20 protein-coding genes are annotated in these 16,648 nt (G+C 70.3%); 5 read left to right on the top strand and 15 right to left on the bottom strand.

What is annotated here, in order from left to right; genetic code table 11:
• The coding region (locus EP26_RS36330) for a hypothetical protein (RefSeq protein ID WP_211259497.1) at positions 1-302 on the top strand (302 nt) is incomplete at its 5' end.
• Positions 303-310: 8 nt separating this feature from the next.
• On the opposite strand, the gene EP26_RS20955 is transcribed toward EP26_RS36330, so the two are convergent.
• The 4 genes from EP26_RS20955 to EP26_RS20940 form a co-directional block, all read right to left on the bottom strand.
• Positions 311-757 carry a tetratricopeptide repeat protein gene (locus EP26_RS20955; RefSeq protein WP_043341545.1) on the bottom strand — a complete coding sequence of 149 codons (447 nt, stop codon included), beginning with the start codon at positions 755-757 and terminating at the stop codon, positions 311-313.
• A 13-nt stretch (positions 758-770) separates the two neighbouring features.
• On the bottom strand, positions 771-1,118 hold the full coding sequence (locus EP26_RS32185) for a flagellar biosynthesis regulator FlaF (protein WP_169747438.1): 348 nt from the start codon (positions 1,116-1,118) through the stop codon (positions 771-773).
• 73 nt (positions 1,119-1,191) lie between these two features.
• Positions 1,192-2,025 (bottom strand): flagellin, encoded by an 834-nt coding sequence (locus EP26_RS20945; protein ID WP_043341544.1) that lies wholly within the window; start codon positions 2,023-2,025, stop codon positions 1,192-1,194.
• Positions 2,026-2,130: 105 nt separating this feature from the next.
• Positions 2,131-2,334, bottom strand: coding sequence for a hypothetical protein (locus tag EP26_RS20940; RefSeq protein ID WP_043341540.1), 204 nt, complete (start codon positions 2,332-2,334; stop codon positions 2,131-2,133).
• Between the two features lie 136 nt (positions 2,335-2,470).
• Here EP26_RS20940 and EP26_RS20935 point away from each other — a divergent pair, with 136 nt between their 5' ends.
• Complete coding sequence (locus tag EP26_RS20935) at positions 2,471-2,782, top strand: hypothetical protein (protein WP_043341538.1); 312 nt, start codon at positions 2,471-2,473, stop codon at positions 2,780-2,782.
• A gap of 2 nt (positions 2,783-2,784) precedes the next feature.
• Here EP26_RS20935 and EP26_RS20930 read toward each other — a convergent pair whose 3' ends face one another.
• The 3 genes from EP26_RS20930 to ltnD all read right to left on the bottom strand — a co-directional run bounded on the left by EP26_RS20930 (position 2,785) and on the right by ltnD (position 5,463).
• Positions 2,785-4,161 carry a hypothetical protein gene (locus EP26_RS20930; RefSeq protein WP_043341537.1) on the bottom strand — a complete coding sequence of 459 codons (1,377 nt, stop codon included), beginning with the start codon at positions 4,159-4,161 and terminating at the stop codon, positions 2,785-2,787.
• Positions 4,162-4,264: 103 nt separating this feature from the next.
• A complete protein-coding gene (locus EP26_RS20925) occupies positions 4,265-4,507 on the bottom strand; it encodes a hypothetical protein (protein WP_043341534.1) in 243 nt (80 codons plus the stop codon).
• A 59-nt stretch (positions 4,508-4,566) separates the two neighbouring features.
• On the bottom strand, positions 4,567-5,463 hold the full coding sequence (gene ltnD / locus EP26_RS20920; protein WP_043341532.1) for an L-threonate dehydrogenase: 897 nt from the start codon (positions 5,461-5,463) through the stop codon (positions 4,567-4,569).
• A gap of 100 nt (positions 5,464-5,563) precedes the next feature.
• Here ltnD and EP26_RS20915 point away from each other — a divergent pair, with 100 nt between their 5' ends.
• Positions 5,564-6,907, top strand: a complete 1,344-nt coding sequence (locus EP26_RS20915) for an NAD(P)H-dependent oxidoreductase (RefSeq protein ID WP_043341531.1) — start codon at positions 5,564-5,566, stop codon at positions 6,905-6,907.
• On the opposite strand, the gene EP26_RS20910 is transcribed toward EP26_RS20915, so the two are convergent.
• The 8 genes from EP26_RS20910 to EP26_RS20875 all read right to left on the bottom strand — a co-directional run bounded on the left by EP26_RS20910 (position 6,871) and on the right by EP26_RS20875 (position 14,573).
• Positions 6,871-7,371 (bottom strand): GNAT family N-acetyltransferase, encoded by a 501-nt coding sequence (locus tag EP26_RS20910; RefSeq protein WP_043341530.1) that lies wholly within the window; start codon positions 7,369-7,371, stop codon positions 6,871-6,873. The genes EP26_RS20915 and EP26_RS20910 overlap by 37 nt on opposite strands.
• Positions 7,368-8,642 carry an MmgE/PrpD family protein gene (locus EP26_RS20905; protein ID WP_052389449.1) on the bottom strand — a complete coding sequence of 425 codons (1,275 nt, stop codon included), beginning with the start codon at positions 8,640-8,642 and terminating at the stop codon, positions 7,368-7,370. Before EP26_RS20905 ends, EP26_RS20910 begins: the two co-directional genes overlap by 4 nt.
• Before the next feature lie 13 nt (positions 8,643-8,655).
• On the bottom strand, positions 8,656-9,612 hold the full coding sequence (locus tag EP26_RS20900) for a tripartite tricarboxylate transporter substrate binding protein (RefSeq protein ID WP_169747437.1): 957 nt from the start codon (positions 9,610-9,612) through the stop codon (positions 8,656-8,658).
• A gap of 36 nt (positions 9,613-9,648) precedes the next feature.
• Positions 9,649-11,115 carry a class I adenylate-forming enzyme family protein gene (locus EP26_RS20895; RefSeq protein WP_043341525.1) on the bottom strand — a complete coding sequence of 489 codons (1,467 nt, stop codon included), beginning with the start codon at positions 11,113-11,115 and terminating at the stop codon, positions 9,649-9,651.
• On the bottom strand, positions 11,112-11,516 hold the full coding sequence (locus EP26_RS20890) for a PaaI family thioesterase (protein WP_043341524.1): 405 nt from the start codon (positions 11,514-11,516) through the stop codon (positions 11,112-11,114). The genes EP26_RS20895 and EP26_RS20890 overlap by 4 nt, the downstream gene beginning before the upstream one ends.
• Complete coding sequence (locus EP26_RS20885) at positions 11,513-12,517, bottom strand: zinc-binding dehydrogenase (protein ID WP_043341521.1); 1,005 nt, start codon at positions 12,515-12,517, stop codon at positions 11,513-11,515. Before EP26_RS20885 ends, EP26_RS20890 begins: the two co-directional genes overlap by 4 nt.
• 80 nt (positions 12,518-12,597) lie before the next feature.
• Positions 12,598-13,629 (bottom strand): L-idonate 5-dehydrogenase, encoded by a 1,032-nt coding sequence (locus tag EP26_RS20880; RefSeq protein WP_043341520.1) that lies wholly within the window; start codon positions 13,627-13,629, stop codon positions 12,598-12,600.
• Positions 13,626-14,573 (bottom strand): 2-hydroxyacid dehydrogenase, encoded by a 948-nt coding sequence (locus tag EP26_RS20875; RefSeq protein ID WP_043341519.1) that lies wholly within the window; start codon positions 14,571-14,573, stop codon positions 13,626-13,628. The genes EP26_RS20880 and EP26_RS20875 overlap by 4 nt, the downstream gene beginning before the upstream one ends.
• Before the next feature lie 47 nt (positions 14,574-14,620).
• Here EP26_RS20875 and EP26_RS20870 point away from each other — a divergent pair, with 47 nt between their 5' ends.
• Both EP26_RS20870 and EP26_RS20865 read left to right on the top strand, forming a co-directional pair.
• Positions 14,621-15,388 carry an SDR family oxidoreductase gene (locus EP26_RS20870; RefSeq protein ID WP_043341518.1) on the top strand — a complete coding sequence of 256 codons (768 nt, stop codon included), beginning with the start codon at positions 14,621-14,623 and terminating at the stop codon, positions 15,386-15,388.
• Positions 15,389-15,472: 84 nt separating this feature from the next.
• Positions 15,473-16,645 (top strand): thiolase domain-containing protein, encoded by a 1,173-nt coding sequence (locus EP26_RS20865; protein WP_043341517.1) that lies wholly within the window; start codon positions 15,473-15,475, stop codon positions 16,643-16,645.
• The last annotated feature ends 3 nt before the right edge of the window (positions 16,646-16,648 follow it).

Here is a 16,648-nt window from a genome sequence, read left to right as displayed (position 1 = left end):
GAAGGCTCATGGCCAGCACCCCAGATGACCTGCGCGCCCGGATCGAGGCCTACCCCTGGCCAGCCGGGCGCGGTGGCATCGAGGTGGTGCGCGCCAACAGGGGCTACACGCTCTACAGCCAGCGCACCGGCGGACCTGTCGCCCGGCTGCGCCTAACCGGCCAGGGTGACAGAGTTCAGGTTCTCTGGTGGCGCCGCGAGGCTTGGGGCAACCCGGGCCCGTTCGGCCGCGAGGTCATGCCGCTCGACGACGCTCTCGCCTTTATCGCCGCCGAGGGCTTTTTCTGGATCCATGCATCATGACGAGATCGTCACAGCATGTGCAAACTCAAGCTTATCGCCTCGTTCAGAAACCAGATCGCCTCGTCAAAGCAGCGGATCTCGAGCAGGGCGGTACCGAGCAGCGCCTTCGCTGCGGGGTCCCAGGGCGTTGCCATCACCGCCGCTGCGGCATCGTCGATGCCCTGCTTCACCTCGCCGCGGGCAAGACGGATGCGGGCGCGGATCTGCCGCGCAGCAGACCATTCGGGATCTGCGGCGAGGGCCTGATCAGCCGCCGTCTCGGCCTCCGGCAGGCGCTCCAGCGTGGCGAGCGCCTCCGCCCGCATCAGTGCGGCGGCCGCGGCCAGCCCGGGCAGCCGGGCGAGCCGGTCGAGCATCGGCAGCGCCTCCTCCGGCCGGCGATCCTGCAGCAACTGGCGGGCGCCGGCATGGAGGCGGGCACCAAGCAACGCATCGGGCGCGGCGGGAATGGTCATCGCATTCCTCTCCTCAGCGCCAGAGCGCGGCGGCAAAGTGGTCGTTCATCTCGGCGATGAAGTCGAGATCGGGCTGCTCCGTCCCACATTCGCGCAGCACCGCCATGGCGACGCCGGCGATGCTGGCGCGCAGCTCGGTTGGCAGGGCGTTGCCCGGGTCGACCACCGCGGCCTGCACGGCATCCCAGAGCCGGCGGTTGTCGGCGACGGCGCGGGCGCGGGCGAGCGGGCCACCATCGTGGCTCTCGCGGATGGCGCGGTTGGCGCGGGCGAAGACCTCGGCCTCCATCTGCCGCGTCGACAGGCGGCGGCGATAGGCGGCGGCGCCGCGATTGGCTTGGGTCTCGGTCTCGGGGTTCATGCGCAGCATTCCTTCCTGGAGGGGTGCGCGGCCTCAGCCACGGGCCGGCCTCCTGCCGGCCTCGGCCGCCGCCTTAGCGGAACAGGCTCAGCAGCGTCTGCGGCGCCTGATTGGCGATCGACAGCGCCTGCGTGCCGAGCTGCTGGCGAATTTGCAGCGATTGCAGCGTCGCCGATTCCTTCGCCAGGTCGGCATCGACCAGCGCGCCGATGCCGGCCTGCTGCGCGTCCATCTTCGACTTGTTGTAGTTGATCTGGCTATCGATGAAGTTGGAGTAGCTGCCAAAATTGTTCAGCTGGCTGAGCGTGTTGGTGATGGCCGTCGAAATCTTGCCGGACTTGGTCAGCGCGTTGGAGGCATCGGCCCGCGACCAGGTATTGGCTGCGGAGTCCTCGTTGAAGATGCCGGTGATCGCCTTGTAGCCGCTGAAGCTGTAGGTCTCACCCTTGCCGTTGCGCACCACCTGGTTGGCGAGGGTGCCCGGATCGTCCAGCACGTTGGTGCCGTTGTAGGTCGCGTCCTTGATGAAGGACTTGATGTTGTTCGTCAGTTCCTTCGCCTGGTTCTGATACTGCGTCCGCTGCTCGCCGGAGATGGTGCCGTCGGCCAGCTTCACCGTCACCGTCTGCAGCTTCTGCAGGGTATTGGCGACGTTCTGCAGGCTGGCCGAAGTGACGTCGATCAGCCCCTTGGCGCCGCCGAGCTGCTCATTGGCCGAGGTGTTCGCCGCGATCTCGCCGCGCACGCGCTCGGCGACGGCGAAGGCGGCGCCGTCATCCTTCCCGTCGGCGACGCGATAGCCGGTGGAGATCCGCTTCTGCGTCACGGTGAGCGCTTCGGCGGTCTTGTTGAAGGAGGCCAGCGCTACCTGGGCGCCGGCGTTGGTGATGACGGAATTCAGCGGCATGCGGGTTTTCCCTCTGGTCGCTGGCCCGGCTCGTCCGGGACCATGCGAACAGTCTCCACCTCGGGAGTGAAAAGGCGGTTAAGGCGCGAGCCGAAATTACACGCCTCACCCAGGGTCGAAGGCATGGGCAATGAGGTCGACCGAAAGCATCGCCGGGTCGGGCATCGGTTTCGGCGTCAGCAAGGCCAGGGTGCCGGCACTGCCCGCCAGGTCGAAATGGCGAAGCAGCGGGGCGCGGTAGACGGCGCGGTCCCAGAAATCGTGCACCAGCAGCAGCGCGCCCGACGCAAGCCGCGGCCGCCCTGCCAACGCGGAATCGCCCGTCGACCAGCACGAAATCGACCTCGCCGGCAGCCTCCCAGGGGTCGCGCCAATAGGCGGGCCAGCGCGGCAGGCTGGCGGCATCGATGGGATAGCCCCAGGGCCCGGTCGGGCCGAGATCGACATGCAGCAGGCGCAGCCGGCCTTCGCCCATGGCGCAGGCATTGGCGGCGGCGACGCGCTCGAGCCAGGCGCGGTCGCTGTCGATGGAGAGCAGGCTGGGAAGGCCGGTGGCGAGCAACAGCCCGGTGCTGCCGCCGCAACCGAATTCCAGCCCGACGCGCCGGCCGGCGGCGGCGGCGGCGAGCAGGGCCTGCTCCTCCGCGCTCATGGCGGGGAACAGCCCGGTCTCGGTCATGGCGTTCACGCGGCGGCTCCATTCTGGGGCGCCGCCAATCTGCCGCCGCGATGGTTAGCGAAGCGCGAAGATCGCTAGGCTCAGGCGAAAAGAATGTCGCCCGGCGCCAGCGCCGAGACGCCGGGTAGCGCCAAGTTGTGCCCGGCGGCGTCGAAGACGATTAGGAGGCCGCCCTCCGCAGCCGGCGTGACGGCGAGGCTCTCTGCAGGGATCCCGGTGAAGATCAGATGATCCACCCCCGGGGTGAAACCCACGACAGTCGCGCCGCCGGCGCCGGGCGCCACCACCCATTGATCCGCCCCGTCGCCGCCCTGGAGGGTGGCCGAAGCCGCGACCGGCGCATGAATGACGCCATCCGCCGCGAGGCCGCGCGCATCGGCCCAGATCGGCATGCCCTGGTTGTCATAGACGGCATGGCCATGGCCGCTGCCATCCTCCCCGGCCAGCCGGCCGTACCCGTAGCCGTAGTAGAGCCGCGCATCGGCCGGCAGCGACGCGGCGAAGTCGAGCACCAGCGTATCCGGGCCGGTGAGCGTCACCGCGCGCGCTTCGAGCTTCGCCCCCCCGGCATCGCCGATCACGGTCCAGCCGGTGCCCTGCGCGGCATCGGCGTCGAGCGGGGCGAGGGCCTGCGCCGCGTCATGCGCCACGGTCAGGGCCAGCTGATGGTCGCCGACGCGGCTCGCCTGCACCACCTGCGGACCGAGGTCGTCGATCTGGCCGCCGGCCAGCGCGACCGGCGAGCCGGGCTTCGCATAGGCAGCCCATTCCTGCGCGAGGGAGAGAGCGAGGCGCTCGCCAGTCTGCATCTCGTCCGGGTTGGACTGGTGCGGCCCGCCATAGTCCCGGGTCTTCGAGTTCCCGTCGAGGTTGTTGAAGCTCATATCGGTGTCCAGCAGGCGGGCGCCGATGCGGGCGTTGAAACCCGGGTCGGCCGCCAGCTCCTCCATGCCGATGCGGATCGCCTGGTGGCCGGCATCGCTCCCATCGGAATAGGGAATGGCGCTGACGAAGTGGTAGGACAGCGCCGCAGCATCCTGGCCATAGGCGGCGCGGAGCTGCGCGGCCTCGCCGCGCACCGCGCCCTCCCACTCGGCCGGGGTCAGACCGGCATCCCGGCTGTCATACTCGCTGTGGAACCAGACGACGGCGGTCGGCTCCGCCTTCTGCGCCGCCGGCAGATGGCCGACATAGTCGAGCAGCCTCTGCTCCAGCCTGCCGGTGGCCCAGCCCTCATCCCCCGGGCCGGGCTTCAGCCAGTCGCCAAGCAGCGAGGTGCCGCTGAACACGGTATTCCCGCCGCGACCTTGGCTGGAATATTCCAGTTGTACCTTATCGGTGGTGCCGTCGAAGCCGAGCAATTCCTCGACCCTGTTCACCATCGCCTGGGCGCCGCCATTGTAATCGCCCATGAGCTGGGCGTTGGACTGGCCGCGGAGCAGGACATTCAACTGCAATGCTGTACCTCACGATGCTACCAATTCAGGCCAGGAACGGCCTTTGTGGGCGTCGTGATGGATCAATACTGCCGCTGCTCCTACACGCGATGCAGTGAGCAATTTAGGGTTGCAGCGCGGCGGAAAGGATCGCCCGCGGCGCCGCCTCGCGCCCCGCTTCCACCCGGAGCAGCAATTCGGCCGAGACCCAGGAGAGCGCCAGCGCCAGCATGCCGGCGAGGCAGGCCTCCTGCAGCGGCCCGAGGCCGACCACGGTGATACGGATGCCCCCCGCCACCGGCCCTGGCTTCGGGCGGCCCGGCGGCGGAGGGATGTGGTTTGGGTCCAGCGGATCGATTATCGGCATAGGCCAATGAGAACAAATACCGAACCTTGAATCAAGGGTTAATGTTCGCGGGACGTTCCCTAACCTTCCTTCGGCAACCTGATCCCGGTCAAGGCCTGGTAGGCCCGGATGACGAAGGCATCGTCCTTGCCGCCATGCCCCTGCGCGCTCGCCGAGATGAAGAGCTGCTGCGCCTGCGCCGCCAGCGGCGCCGGGAAGGCCACCTCGCGCGCCAGCTGCGTCACCAGCCCAAGATCCTTGACGAAGATGTCGACCGCCGAGCGCGGCGCCTCGTCGCCCTCCAGCACATGCGGCATGCGGTTCTCGAACATCCAGGAATTGCCCGCCGCATTGGTCACCACGTCGAACAGTGCCTGCGGCTCGATCCCCGACTTGATGCCGAGCGCCATCGCCTCCGCCGCGACGGCGATGTGCACCCCGGCCAGCAGCTGGTGCACCACCTTCATCGTGCTGCCGAGGCCGGGCGCCTCGCCGAGGGTCCAGACCTTCTTGGCCACGGCCGCGAAGACCGGCGCCGCCTTCGCCATCGCCGTCTGGCTGCCCGAGGCCATCACCGTCATCGCCCCGGCCCGCGCCCCGACCGCGCCGCCCGAGACCGGCGCATCGACATAGAGGAAGCCCATCGCTTCGGCCTTGGCCGCGAGCCGCCGCGCATCCTCCGGCGCCATGGTCGAGGAGACGATGAGCACCGCCCCGGGCGCCAGCCGCGGCGCGGCGCCATCCGGCCCGAACAGCGCCGCCTCCGCCTGCTGCGCGTTGACGACGAGAACGAGCACGGCCTCCGTCCCCTCCGGCACATCGGCCGCGCGGGCTGCGGCAATGCCCCCGGCCGCCGCGAATTCCGCCCGCGCCGTCTCGCGCGGATCGACGCCCGCGACCTGCATCCCCCCCGCCTTCACCAGGCTGAGGGCGGCGCCCATGCCCATGCTGCCCAGACCGATCACCCCGACGCGCATGGTACTGCCCTCCCTTGTCCGCTTTCGCGGCGAGGCTCAGGTGGCGCGGGGGCGGCGTCAAGCGCTAGCCTCCCCGACCGAAGAATCGGAGGAACCGGCCATGAACCTGCACGCCATGCTGCGCCGCCGCGCGGCCGAGGGCCGGCCCGTCACCGTCGGGGTCATCGGCGCCGGGAAATTCGGCTCGATGTTTCTCGCCATGGCGGTACGGATGCCGGGCATCCAGGTCGCCGGCATCGCCGACCTCTCCCTCCCCCGCACCCGCGACGCCCTCGCCCGCATCGGCTGGGAGGCGGAGCGCCATGCCCCCGCCTCGCTCGATGCCGCGCTCGCCACTGGCGGCACCCACCTCACCGAGGATGCGATGGCGCTGATGGCCGAGCCGCGCATCGAGGTCATCGTCGAATGCACCGGCCATCCGGCGGCTGGCATCCGCCATGCCCTCGCCGCCATCGCCCACGGCAAGCACATCGTCATGGTCAATGTGGAGGCCGATGTTCTCGCCGGCCCGCTGCTCGCCGCCCGCGCCCGGCAGGCCGGCGTCGTCTATTCGCTCGCCTATGGCGACCAGCCCGCCCTGGTCTGCGAACTGGTGGACACCATCCGCGCCATGGGCCTGCCCGTCACCGCCGCCGGCAAGGGCACCAAGTACCTCCCCGCCTATCACGAGAGCACGCCGGAGACGGTATGGGGCCATTACGGCCTGACCGAGGAGCAGGCGCGGCTCGGCGGGATGAACCCGCAGATGTTCAACTCCTTCCTCGACGGGACCAAGTCGGGCATCGAGATGGCGGCCATCGCCAATGCCACCGGCCTCGCCCCGCCCGAGGACGGGTTGCGCTTCCCACCCTGCGGCACCCAGGACCTGCCCCGCGTCTTCGCCGGCGCCGGCGGCGTCGTCGAGGTGATCTCCTCCCTCGAGCGTGACGGCCGCCAGGTCCTCAATGACCTCCGTTGGGGCGTCTACGCCGTCTTCGAGGGCGAGACCGACTACATCCGCCGCTGCTTCTCGGAGTACGGCGTGCACTGCGACCCCTCCGGCCGCTTCGCCGCGCTCTGGCGGCCCTACCACCTGATCGGGCTGGAACTCGGCGTCAGCATCGCCTCCGCCGCGCTCCGCCGCGAACCGACCGGTGCCCCCGAAGCCTGGCGCGGCGATGTCGCGGCGACGGCCAAGCGCGACCTCGCCGAGGGCGAGGTGCTGGACGGCGAGGGCGGCGCCATGGTCTGGGGCAAATGCCTCCCCGCCGAACGCTCCCTCGCCCTCGGCGCGCTGCCTATCGGCCTGGCCCATGGCGTGCGGCTGAAGCGGAAGGTGCCGCGCGGGGCGACGGTCGGCTGGGCCGATGTCGCCATCGACGAGTCGAGCGAGGCCGTACGCATCAGGCGCGAGATGGAGGCCAGCGCTCAGCCCAGCCGCAGCGCCATCAGCACGTCGTCATAGTCGCGCCCGGCGACGCGCAGCGCCCGTTCCTCCAGACCATAGGCGCGGAAGCCAAACCCTTCGTAGAGGCGGATCGCCGCCTCGTTGCCGGCTGTGACGGTGAGGCGCACCTCCTCGATGCTGCCGCGCGCCGCCGCCAGAGCCGCCCCAACCAGCGCGGGGCCGAGCCCGGTGCCGCGCGCCTCTTCCCGGACATAGACGCCCCAGAGCACCGCCTTGTGCCGCAGCTTGGCCGTCGCATGGCGCATCAGCCCCGCCATGCCGAGCAGCGCCCCATCCGGCCCTGCCGTGGCAAAGACCTCGTTCGCCGCCAGCCGCTCCGCGAACCAATCGAGCGGCCGCGCCGCTTCCTCGGCGAAGTCCGCGGCGAAGACCTCCGGGTGCCGCTGCAGCGCCTCCAGCCGCAGCGCCCGGAAGGCGGCGGCGTCATCGGGCCCGAGCCGGCACGGCGGGCCGCCCGTCACGGCCGGAAGGCGCCGAACAGCGCCGCCACGGCGCCGATGCGCTCCGGATGCCGCGCCATCTCCCACATCCCCGCCCAGCGCGCGCCATGCGTCGGCTCCACGCTGCGGCGGAATTTCTCCTGCAGCGCCGCCTCCGGCAGCGGCCGGTCCGGGTCACCCGGCGTCCCGCATACCACCCGCTCCCGCAGGTTGCCGTCCCGCAGCCGCAGCGTCAGCCGGCACAGCCGCTCCGCCGGCAACCGCGCCGTATAGTCCGGCTCCTCGACCACCCTTACCTTCGCCGCCAGCGCCCGCGTCGCCGGGTCGGCAATGGCCTCGGCCGAGAAGGCCTCGATCCAGGCATGCCCCCGCAGCATCCGCGTCGCCACGGTGAAGGGGATGGAGAACCGCCCCGCGATCGGCGCCACCGGCGCCCGCTCCGCCAGCAGCGCGGCGGAAGCGAAGGTCGCCACCTCGATCCCTGCGACATCCTGGGGATCGACCGGCGCCTCCGCCAGCAGAAGCTCTATGGCCTCCAGCGCCCCCTGCGTCTCGCGGCAGCAGCTTGCCTGCTTGAGGAAGCTCTCGAGGATGAACCAGCGTCCCTTCGCCGCCTCATAAGCGGCTGAATCGAAAGCCGAGCCCACCACCTCGCCGAACACGATGGCGGTGCCGCCCGGCTCCCCCGTCACCCCCGCCTCCAGCAGATCGACCGCCAGCAGCCCGTTCTGCGCCGCCGCCGCCGCATAGACATTGCGCACCGAGCCACCCCGCAGCGAGGCCGTCGCGCTCGTCGCCAGGCCGAGGCTCGCCGCCAGCTCCAGCGCCGCCCGCACCCGCCCCGCATCATACCCGCGCAAGCTGGCAACGGCCGCCGCCGCGCCGACCACCCCCCAGGTCCCATGCGGATGCGCCGCCGGCCGCAGCCGCATCGCATGGCCCACCCGCGAGCCCGCCTCATACCCGGCGATGACTGCACCCAGCAGCGCCTCGCCCGATGTCTCCCGCGCCGCCGCCTCGGCGAGCGCCGGCGCCACCGCATGGATCGCCGGATGCCCGCCCGCCGGGTAATTTCCCTCGTCCAGCTCCACCGCCGTCCCCGCGAAGCCGGTGAGGAAGGCCGCCATCGGCGCCGGCGCCGCGAGCCGCGTCCCGAGCAGCGGCACGCCCACGCCGGCATGCCGCTCGGCCATCGCGCGCACCTCCGGCTGCGCCTGCCCGGCGAGGATGGCGCCGAGCGTATCGGCCAGGATCAGCCCGGCATGGTCGCGGACATGGTCGGGGATGGGCATGGGGTGCGGCGCCTCACTCGATCCGCGCCAGCTTGCCCTCCCGCACCAGCCCCTGCCAACGAGCCACCTCGCCAGCATACCAGCGGCCGAACTCGGCGCCCGGCGCCGGCAGCGGCACCGCGCTCGCCTGCTGCAGCCTCTCCTGCACCGCGGGCGCGGCGAAGGCCCGAAGCAGCGCCGCCTCCAGCGCCCGCCGCGCCGGCTCCGGCGTGCCGCTGCGGACGAAGAAGCCGAACCAGGTGAGGAATTCGAAGCCCGGCACCCCCGATTCGGCGATGGTCGGCACCGCCGGGAAGGCCGGCGCGCGCGCCGCCGCGCTGATCGCCAGCGCCCGCACCGCCCCCGCCGTCACCTGCCCGGCCGAGCTGCCCATGACGTCGAGCAGGATGTCGATCCTGCGCGCGATCAGGTCCGGATAGACCGCGCCGGAGCCGCGATAAGGCACATGCGTCAGCTCCACCCCCGCCTGCGCCGCCAGCAGCGCCCCGGCGAGGTGACTCCCCGTCCCCGGCCCGGAGGAGCCATAGGTGATCGCCCCCGGCCGTGCCCGCGCCGCCGCCAACACATCGGCCAGGCTGCGATACGGGCTCTCGGGCGAGACGACCATCAGGCTCGGGATGGCACCCAGCCCTGCCACCGGCACCAGGTCGCGCAGCGGGTCGAAGCTCAGCCTTTGCAAGGCCGGCGCGGTCGAGAGCGAGATTGAAGCGAAGAGCAGCGTCGTGCCATCCGCCCGAGCCCCCTCCGCCACATGCGCCGCGCCGATATTCCCCCCGGCTCCCGGCCGCAGCTCTACCACCACGGATTGCCCCAGCGCCTCGCCCATGGCCGGGGCGATGGCGCGCGCCAGCACATCGGCCGAGCCGCCCGGAGCATAGGGTACGATCATCACCACCGGATGGTCCGGCAGGTTCGCCGCCTGCGCCAGGGCAGGCGCGGCGGCGAGGGCGAACAACATGCGTCTCTTCAAGGTCGTCATCCTCCCGGCTGGAGCGACGGCCGTTTCCTACCCTTGTGCGAGGCCCTCGCGCGCCCAGGCGGCGAGCTGCGCCTTGTCGATCTTGTTGGTTCCCATCAGCGGCAGCGCCTCCACGAACCAGATGCGCCGCGGGTGCATATAGGCCGGCGCATGGGCGAGGGAATGCGCCTTCAGCGCCGCCTCATCCACCTGTGCGCCCGTTTTACGGACGACGAAGGCGACCGGCTTGGTGCCCTTGATGTCATCCGGCACGGGGATGACGGCCGATTGCTCGACGGCAGGGTGCGTCTCCAGCACCTTCTCCACCTCGCTCGGGAAGATGTTCTCCCCACCCGAGATGAACATGTCGTCGACACGGCCAACCACGGTGAAGAACCCATTCTCGTCGACCGAGAAAACATCGCCGGTGACGTAGAACCCATCCGGCGTGACCGGCGCCCTGAGGTCCGGCCGGTTCCAGTAGCCATTCATCATGCCGGGGCATTTCTGCTCCAGTACACCCTGCGCGTTGAGGCGAAGCTCCACCGCCGGATGCGGATACCCGACCGAGAGCGGCGGCGTCGGGATGCCGTCGGGATGCGGCCCGAAGACCACCGGCCCGCATTCCGTCGTGCCATAGCCGTTGATGAAGCGTGCCTGCGGAAAGGCCGCCCTGATCGCCGCCAGCAGCGCCGGCGAGGTCGGCGCCGAGCCGCAGCGCACATGCCGCACGCAGGAGGTATCCGTCGACGCCAGCAACTCGCGTTCCTGCAGCAGCATCGCCATCATCGGCGGCACGCCGGTGATCCAGGTGGCGCGATGCTCGCCGATCGCGCGGATATAGGCCCGCGCCTCGAACTGCGGCAGCAGCACCACGGTGATGTGCGCCGCGCTCGCCAGCTGCGCCAGGGCAAGGCCATTCATGTGGTAGAGCGGCGCTGCGATCAACGCCCGCTCCTGCCGCATGTCGGCACCGGCCAGCCGCTGTTCCACAACCCAGAGATGCGACTGGTGCGACAGCACCACGCCCTTCGGCCTGCCCGTCGAGCCCGAGGTATAGAGGAACAGCGCCGCCTCCGCCGGCTCCGGCACCACCGCCTCGAAGGGCCCGGGGTCGAGCAGCGCCTCCCACTCCGCCCCGCCCAGGACGATGCCGCCCGACACCGCCCCGCGCCGTGCCTCGTCGATGAAGACGAGGCTCGCGCCGCTGTTCTCCAGCACGTAGTCGAGCGTCGCCTTCGGGAAGCGCCAGTTGACCGGCACGGCGACAAGCCCCGCCCGCATCGCACCGTTCAACGCCGCCAGGAATTCCGCCGAATTCGCGGCCAGGATGCCGACCCGGTCACCCCGCTTCAGTCCCCGTCGCAGCAGCCCGCGCGCCACCGCATTGCTCATCGCATCGAGCGCGGCGTAGCTGATGTGGCGCGCCTCGCCGGTTGAAAGGTCGATAAGCGCCGTCTTGTCCGCGTCGGCGGCCGGGTCGATCAGCGCGCCGAGATTGCGGAAGCCGGTCACTTCGGCGGGGCGGTGAGGTAGACGCCGCGGCCCGAGGCGCAGAGCTTGCCGTCGAGGTCGAAGATCGACGCCTCGGCGACCGAGAACATCCCGCCCTGCCGCACGATCTTCCCCTTGCAGATCAGGTCGCCCGGCATGGCCGGCCGATGGTAGTCGACCCTCATGTCCACGGTCGGGATGCCCCGCCCCAGCTCCGCACCGAGCGCCCAGTCGGCGGCGAGGTCCACGAGCGCTGCGAGGATGCCGCCATGGGTATAGCGCCGGTCCGGGTTCACCACCCATTCCTCGCGCCAGGTGGCGCGGATCTCGATCTCGCCCCCGCCGAAGGAGACCACCTTCAGCCCGAGCCACTGGTGATAGGGCGCACGGGTGACGAGCGCCTGCACTTCCTCCAGCGTCATGGCGTCACCACCACCTTGCCCATCACGCGCCGGTCGCGGATGAGCGCCAGCCCCTCCGCCGCCTGCTCCAGCGGCAGCACCTTGTCGATGACGGGATTCATCTTCCCCTGCTGGATCATCCCCATCAGCGAGGTGAAATCCTCGTTGTAGAAGCTGTTGCTGCCGATCACCTGCAACTCGAAGGTCCAGATGAAGCGCAGATCCTCCTTCGGGTCGAAGCCCGCCGTCGCGCCGCAGACCAGGATCTTGCCGCCCCGCTTCACGCAGCGCAGGCCCGGCCCCCAGGTCTCGCCCCCGGTGTAGTTGATGAGGACATCGACGCCGCCCTCGTAGCTCCGCCGCTGCGGCTTGCCAAAGCGCTCGATCGCCCATTTGGAGAAATCGACCTTCTGGTAATCGATCGCCTCGTCGGCGCCGATCTCCAGCATGCGCCGGCACTTCTCCTCGCCGCCGGCGGCGGCCACCACATAGGCGCCCAGCTGCTTCGCCAGCAGCACGCATCCCGTGCCGACGCCGCCCGAGGCGCCAAGGATCAGCACGTTGTCTCCCGCCTTGATCGTCTTGTGCGTCACGATCATCCGGTGCGCCGTGCCGTAGGCGACCGGCAGCGCCGCCGCCTGCTCGAAGCTGACGCCTTCCGGCAGGCGGATCAGCTGGTCGGCGGCGACGAGGCAGTACTCCGCCATGCCGCCATCCAGCATCTCGCCCATCAAACCCTTCTTCTTGTTGATGGGATTGACCAGCACCCTGTCACCGGCGGCCCAACCCTGCACCTCCGGCCCGACCTCGGCGATCTCACCCGCCATGTCGAGGCCGATGACGACCGGCATCGGCACCTTGATGCCCGGCATGCCCTTCACGGTGAAGACGTCATGATAGTTGAAGGATGAGGCGCGGACGCGGATGACGACATGCCCCGGCACCGCCTGGGGCGTCGGATAATCGCTCTCCAGCGCCAGCACATCGAGGTCGCCATGCTGGCGGAGTACGAGGGCTCGCATCGTCCCGGACCATCCTTCTTCGGCTTGGTCCGAAGACTGCGACGGGCGCGGCCGGGAATCAACCCGCCGCACCAACCAAATCAAAAGGCGAGTTGCACCTTCATTGCCCGGCTCTTGTCCGCCGCAAGCTCGAAGGCGGATACGGCCTCTGTCACCGGCACCGTCGCCGTCAGCAGCGGCGTCGGATCGATGTCGCCACGCGCCAGCACATCGACGGCAAGGGCGAATTCCTCATGGAAGCGGAAGGTGCCGCGCAGCGACACCTCCTTCGCCACGAGCGCCGAGAGCGGCAGGCCGACATCCCCGCCGAGGCCCAACTGCACGATCACAGCCCCCGGCCGCGCCGCCTGGATCGCCGAGGCCAGCGCCGCCCCGCTGCCCGAGGCCTCGAAGACCACGTCGAAATGCCCCTTGTCGAGCGTATAGGGCAGCAGCCCGTCCGGGTCCTCACTCATCGAGAGCGTGCGGTCCGCCCCCATGCGCCGCGCCGTCAGCAGCGGGGTGGAATGGAGGTCCGTCACCACCACCTCCCGCGCCCCGGCATGGCGGGCAACCGCGATGGCAAGATTGCCGATCGGCCCCGCCCCCGTCACCAGCACCCGCGCGCCCAGCATCGGCCCCGCCTGCCGCCCGGCATGCAGGCAGACGGCGAGCGGCTCGGCGAAGGCGGCAAGCTCCGGCGTCATCCCCTCCGGCAGCGGCACCGCGCGCGCCGCCTCGCAGACCAGGCGCTCGGAGAAGCCGCCTTGCACATGCGGCATCCGCATCGCGCTGCCGTAGAAGCGCATCTCCAGGCAGTGGTTCGGCCGCCCCGCCAGGCATTGCCGGCAGGCGCCGCAGGGCAGGCTCGGATTGACCGCGACGGCCTGGCCCGGCGAGAGTCCCTGCACCCCCTCCCCCAGCGCCTCGATCACGCCGGCGATCTCGTGCCCGAGCACCATCGGCTCGCGCAGCCTGACGGCGCCGAACCCGCCATGCAGGTAGTAATGCAGGTCGGAGCCGCAGATGCCCCCTGCCTTGATGCGGATGGCGACCTGGCCTGGGCCCGGCGCCCCCGCCTCGCGCTCCTCGACGCGAAGATCCTTCGGGGCGTGGATGACGACCGACTTCACGGCCTGATCTCCGTCGGCAGGGGCCGGCCGGCGAAATGCGCGGCCAGGTTCTCCTGCATCAGCGCACCCATGGCACGGCGGGTTTCCACCGTGCCGCTCGCCGCATGCGGGGCGAGGACGACATGCGGGAAGCTGGCGAATTCCGCGTCGATCGCCGGCTCGTTCCAGAACACGTCGAGCCCGGCCGCCGCGATGCGCCGGCTGCGCAGCGCCTCCAGCAGAGCCGTCTCATCCACCACCGAGCCGCGGCTGACATTGACGAAGATCGCCCCCGGCCGCAGCGCCTCGATCGTCGCCCGGTCGATCAACCCCTGCGTTGTCGGCCCGCCCATGGCGCAGCAGACAAGGATATCGACCTCCGGCGCCAGCGCCGCCGGGCTCGGATGGAAGGCATAGGGCACCCCCGGCTTCGGCGAGCGGCCGCTGTAGCTGATCGCCATCCCGAACCCCTCGGCCCGCTTCGCCACCGCCGAGCCGATCCGCCCGAGCCCGACGATGCCCATCCGCTTGCCCCAGACCCGCGTGGTCAGCGGCATCGAGCCCTCGCGCACCCAGGACCCGTCCCGCACCCAGGCATCGGCGGCCGGAATGCGCCGGGCGGCAGCGAGCAGCAGGGCGAAGGCAAGGTCCGCCACATCCTCGGTCAGCACGTCCGGCGTGTTGGTCACCGGAATGCCGCGCTTCGCGCAATAAGCCCGGTCGATGGCATCCACGCCCACGCCGTAGCAGGCGACAATCTCGAGCCGCGGCAACTGATCCATCAGCGCCGCCGAGGCACCGATCTCGCCCTTGGTCACGATGCCGCGGATCGCCGCGCCATGCTCGGCGATGAAGGCAGCCTCGTCCTTGGCCTCGTAGAGCAGGCGGAGGGTGTAGCGCTCGGCCATGGGCTCCAGGTCCCAATCCGGCAGGACGCCCATCACCAGAAGCTCCGGCTTGTCCAACTGCGCCTCCCCTGCAACTGTCCGGCCTGCTGTTAGGGGATGGGACCATGTCGCTCAAGCTCTTCGACCTCTCCGGCCGGCTGGCGCTGGTTACCGGCTCCAGCCAGGGAATCGGCCTGGCCCTGGCACGAGGCGTGGCGGAGGCGGGCGCCCGGGTGGTCCTGAACGGGCGCGACGCGGCAAAGCTGGAGCGCGCCGCCGCCAGCCTCCGCGCCGACGGCCTCCAGGCCGAAACCGCCGCCTTCGACGTGACCGACCCGGCGGCGGTCGAGGCCGGCATTGCGCGGATCGAGGCGGAGACGGGGCCGATCGACATCCTGTTCAACAACGCCGGGGTCAATCTCCGCGGCCCGCTCGACGAGATGCCGGACGAGACCTGGCGCGCGGTGATGTCCACCAACCTCGACAGCGCCTTCTACTGCGCCCGCGCCGTGGCGAAGCGGATGATCCCGCGCGGCCGCGGCAAGATCGTCAACACCTGCTCGGTGATGAGCATGCTCGGCCGCCCCGGCACGGGCCCCTACACCGCCACCAAAGGCGCGCTGGGGATGCTCACCAAGGCGATGTGCGCCGACTGGGCGAAGCACGGCATCCAGGCCAACGGCATCGCGCCTGGCTATTTCAGTACCGAGCTGACCGCCCCGCTCCGCGCCAACCGCGAATTCGACGACTGGCTCTGCAAGCGCACCCCCGCCGGCCGCTGGGGCGAGCTGCCGGAGCTGGTCGGCGCGGCCATCTTCCTCGCCTCCGACGCCTCGGCCTATGTCAACGGCCACCTGCTCTATGTGGACGGGGGGCTGACCAGCGTGGTCTGAGGATGCGCGCCGCGGCTTGACGCGGCGGCTGCTTCGGAGAACGGTAAGCCAGCTATCGATCAAAGAGGGAGGGCGTCCAGCCCCATGAGCATCAACGGCAAGGCCTATATCGTCGGGGCCTTCGAGCACCCGACCCGCAAGGCGGACGATAAGTCCGTGGCGCAGCTCCACGCCGAGGTCGCCTATGGCGCCCTGCAGGATGCCGGCCTCACCAAGGACGATGTCGACGGCTTCTTCTGCACCGGCGCCGCCCCGGGCCTCGGCCCGCTGAACATGGCGGATTATCTCGGCCTGACGAAGCTCCGGCATTTCGACAGCACGGATGTCGGCGGCAGCTCCTATGTCATGCATGTCGGGCATGCGGCCGAGGCCATTTCCATGGGCCTCTGCGACATCGCCCTCGTCACGCTGGCCGGCCGCCCCCGCGCCGAGGCGATGGCCACCGGCACGGCGCCGCGCAGCTGGGGCGTCAACGTACCCGACGATCCCTTCGAGATTCCCTACGGCCGCACCGTCGCCAATGCCTATGCGATGTGCGCCATGCGGCACATGTACGAGTTCGGCACGACCTCGGAGCAACTCGCCTGGATCAAGGTGGCGGCCAGCCACCATGCCCAATGGAACGAGCACGCGATGCTCCGCAAGGTGGTCACCGTCGAGGATGTCGTGAACTCCCCGATGGTCTCCGACCCGCTGCACCGCCTCGACTGCTGCGTCATCTCGGACGGCGGCGGCGCCCTCATCCTCGCCAAGCCGGAGATCGCCAAATTGCTGAAGCGCCCGCTGGTCAAGGTGCGCGGCCATGGCGAGGCGACCAAGAACCAGAATGCCGGCTACACCGACCTCACCTATTCCGGCGCCCGCTGGTCCGGCCCGCGCGCCTTCGAGGAGGCCGGCGTCACCCCGAAGGACATCCAGTACGCCTCGATCTACGACAGCTTCACCATCACGGTGCTGATGCAGCTCGAGGATCTCGGCTTCTGCGAGAAGGGCCAGGGCGGCAAATTCGTCGCCGACGGCAACCTGATCTCCGGCGTCGGCAAGCTGCCCTTCAACACCGATGGTGGCGGGCTCTGCAACAACCACCCGGCCAATCGCGGCGGCATGACCAAGGTGATCGAGGCGGTGCGCCAGCTCCGCGGCGAGGCACACCCCAAGGTCCAGGTCCCCGGCTGCACGCTCGCGCTGGCCCATGGCACGGGCGGCCTGCTCGGCACCCGTCATGGCAGCGCCACCGTCATCCTCGAGCGGGAGTAATCA

Origin of the sequence: Belnapia moabensis DSM 16746 (assembly GCF_000745835.1) — a bacterium.
Taxonomy (GTDB): Bacteria; Pseudomonadota; Alphaproteobacteria; order Acetobacterales; family Acetobacteraceae; genus Belnapia; species Belnapia moabensis.
The sequence above is the reverse complement of the archived record's forward strand: the minus strand, read 5'-3'. Positions and strand labels throughout refer to the sequence as shown.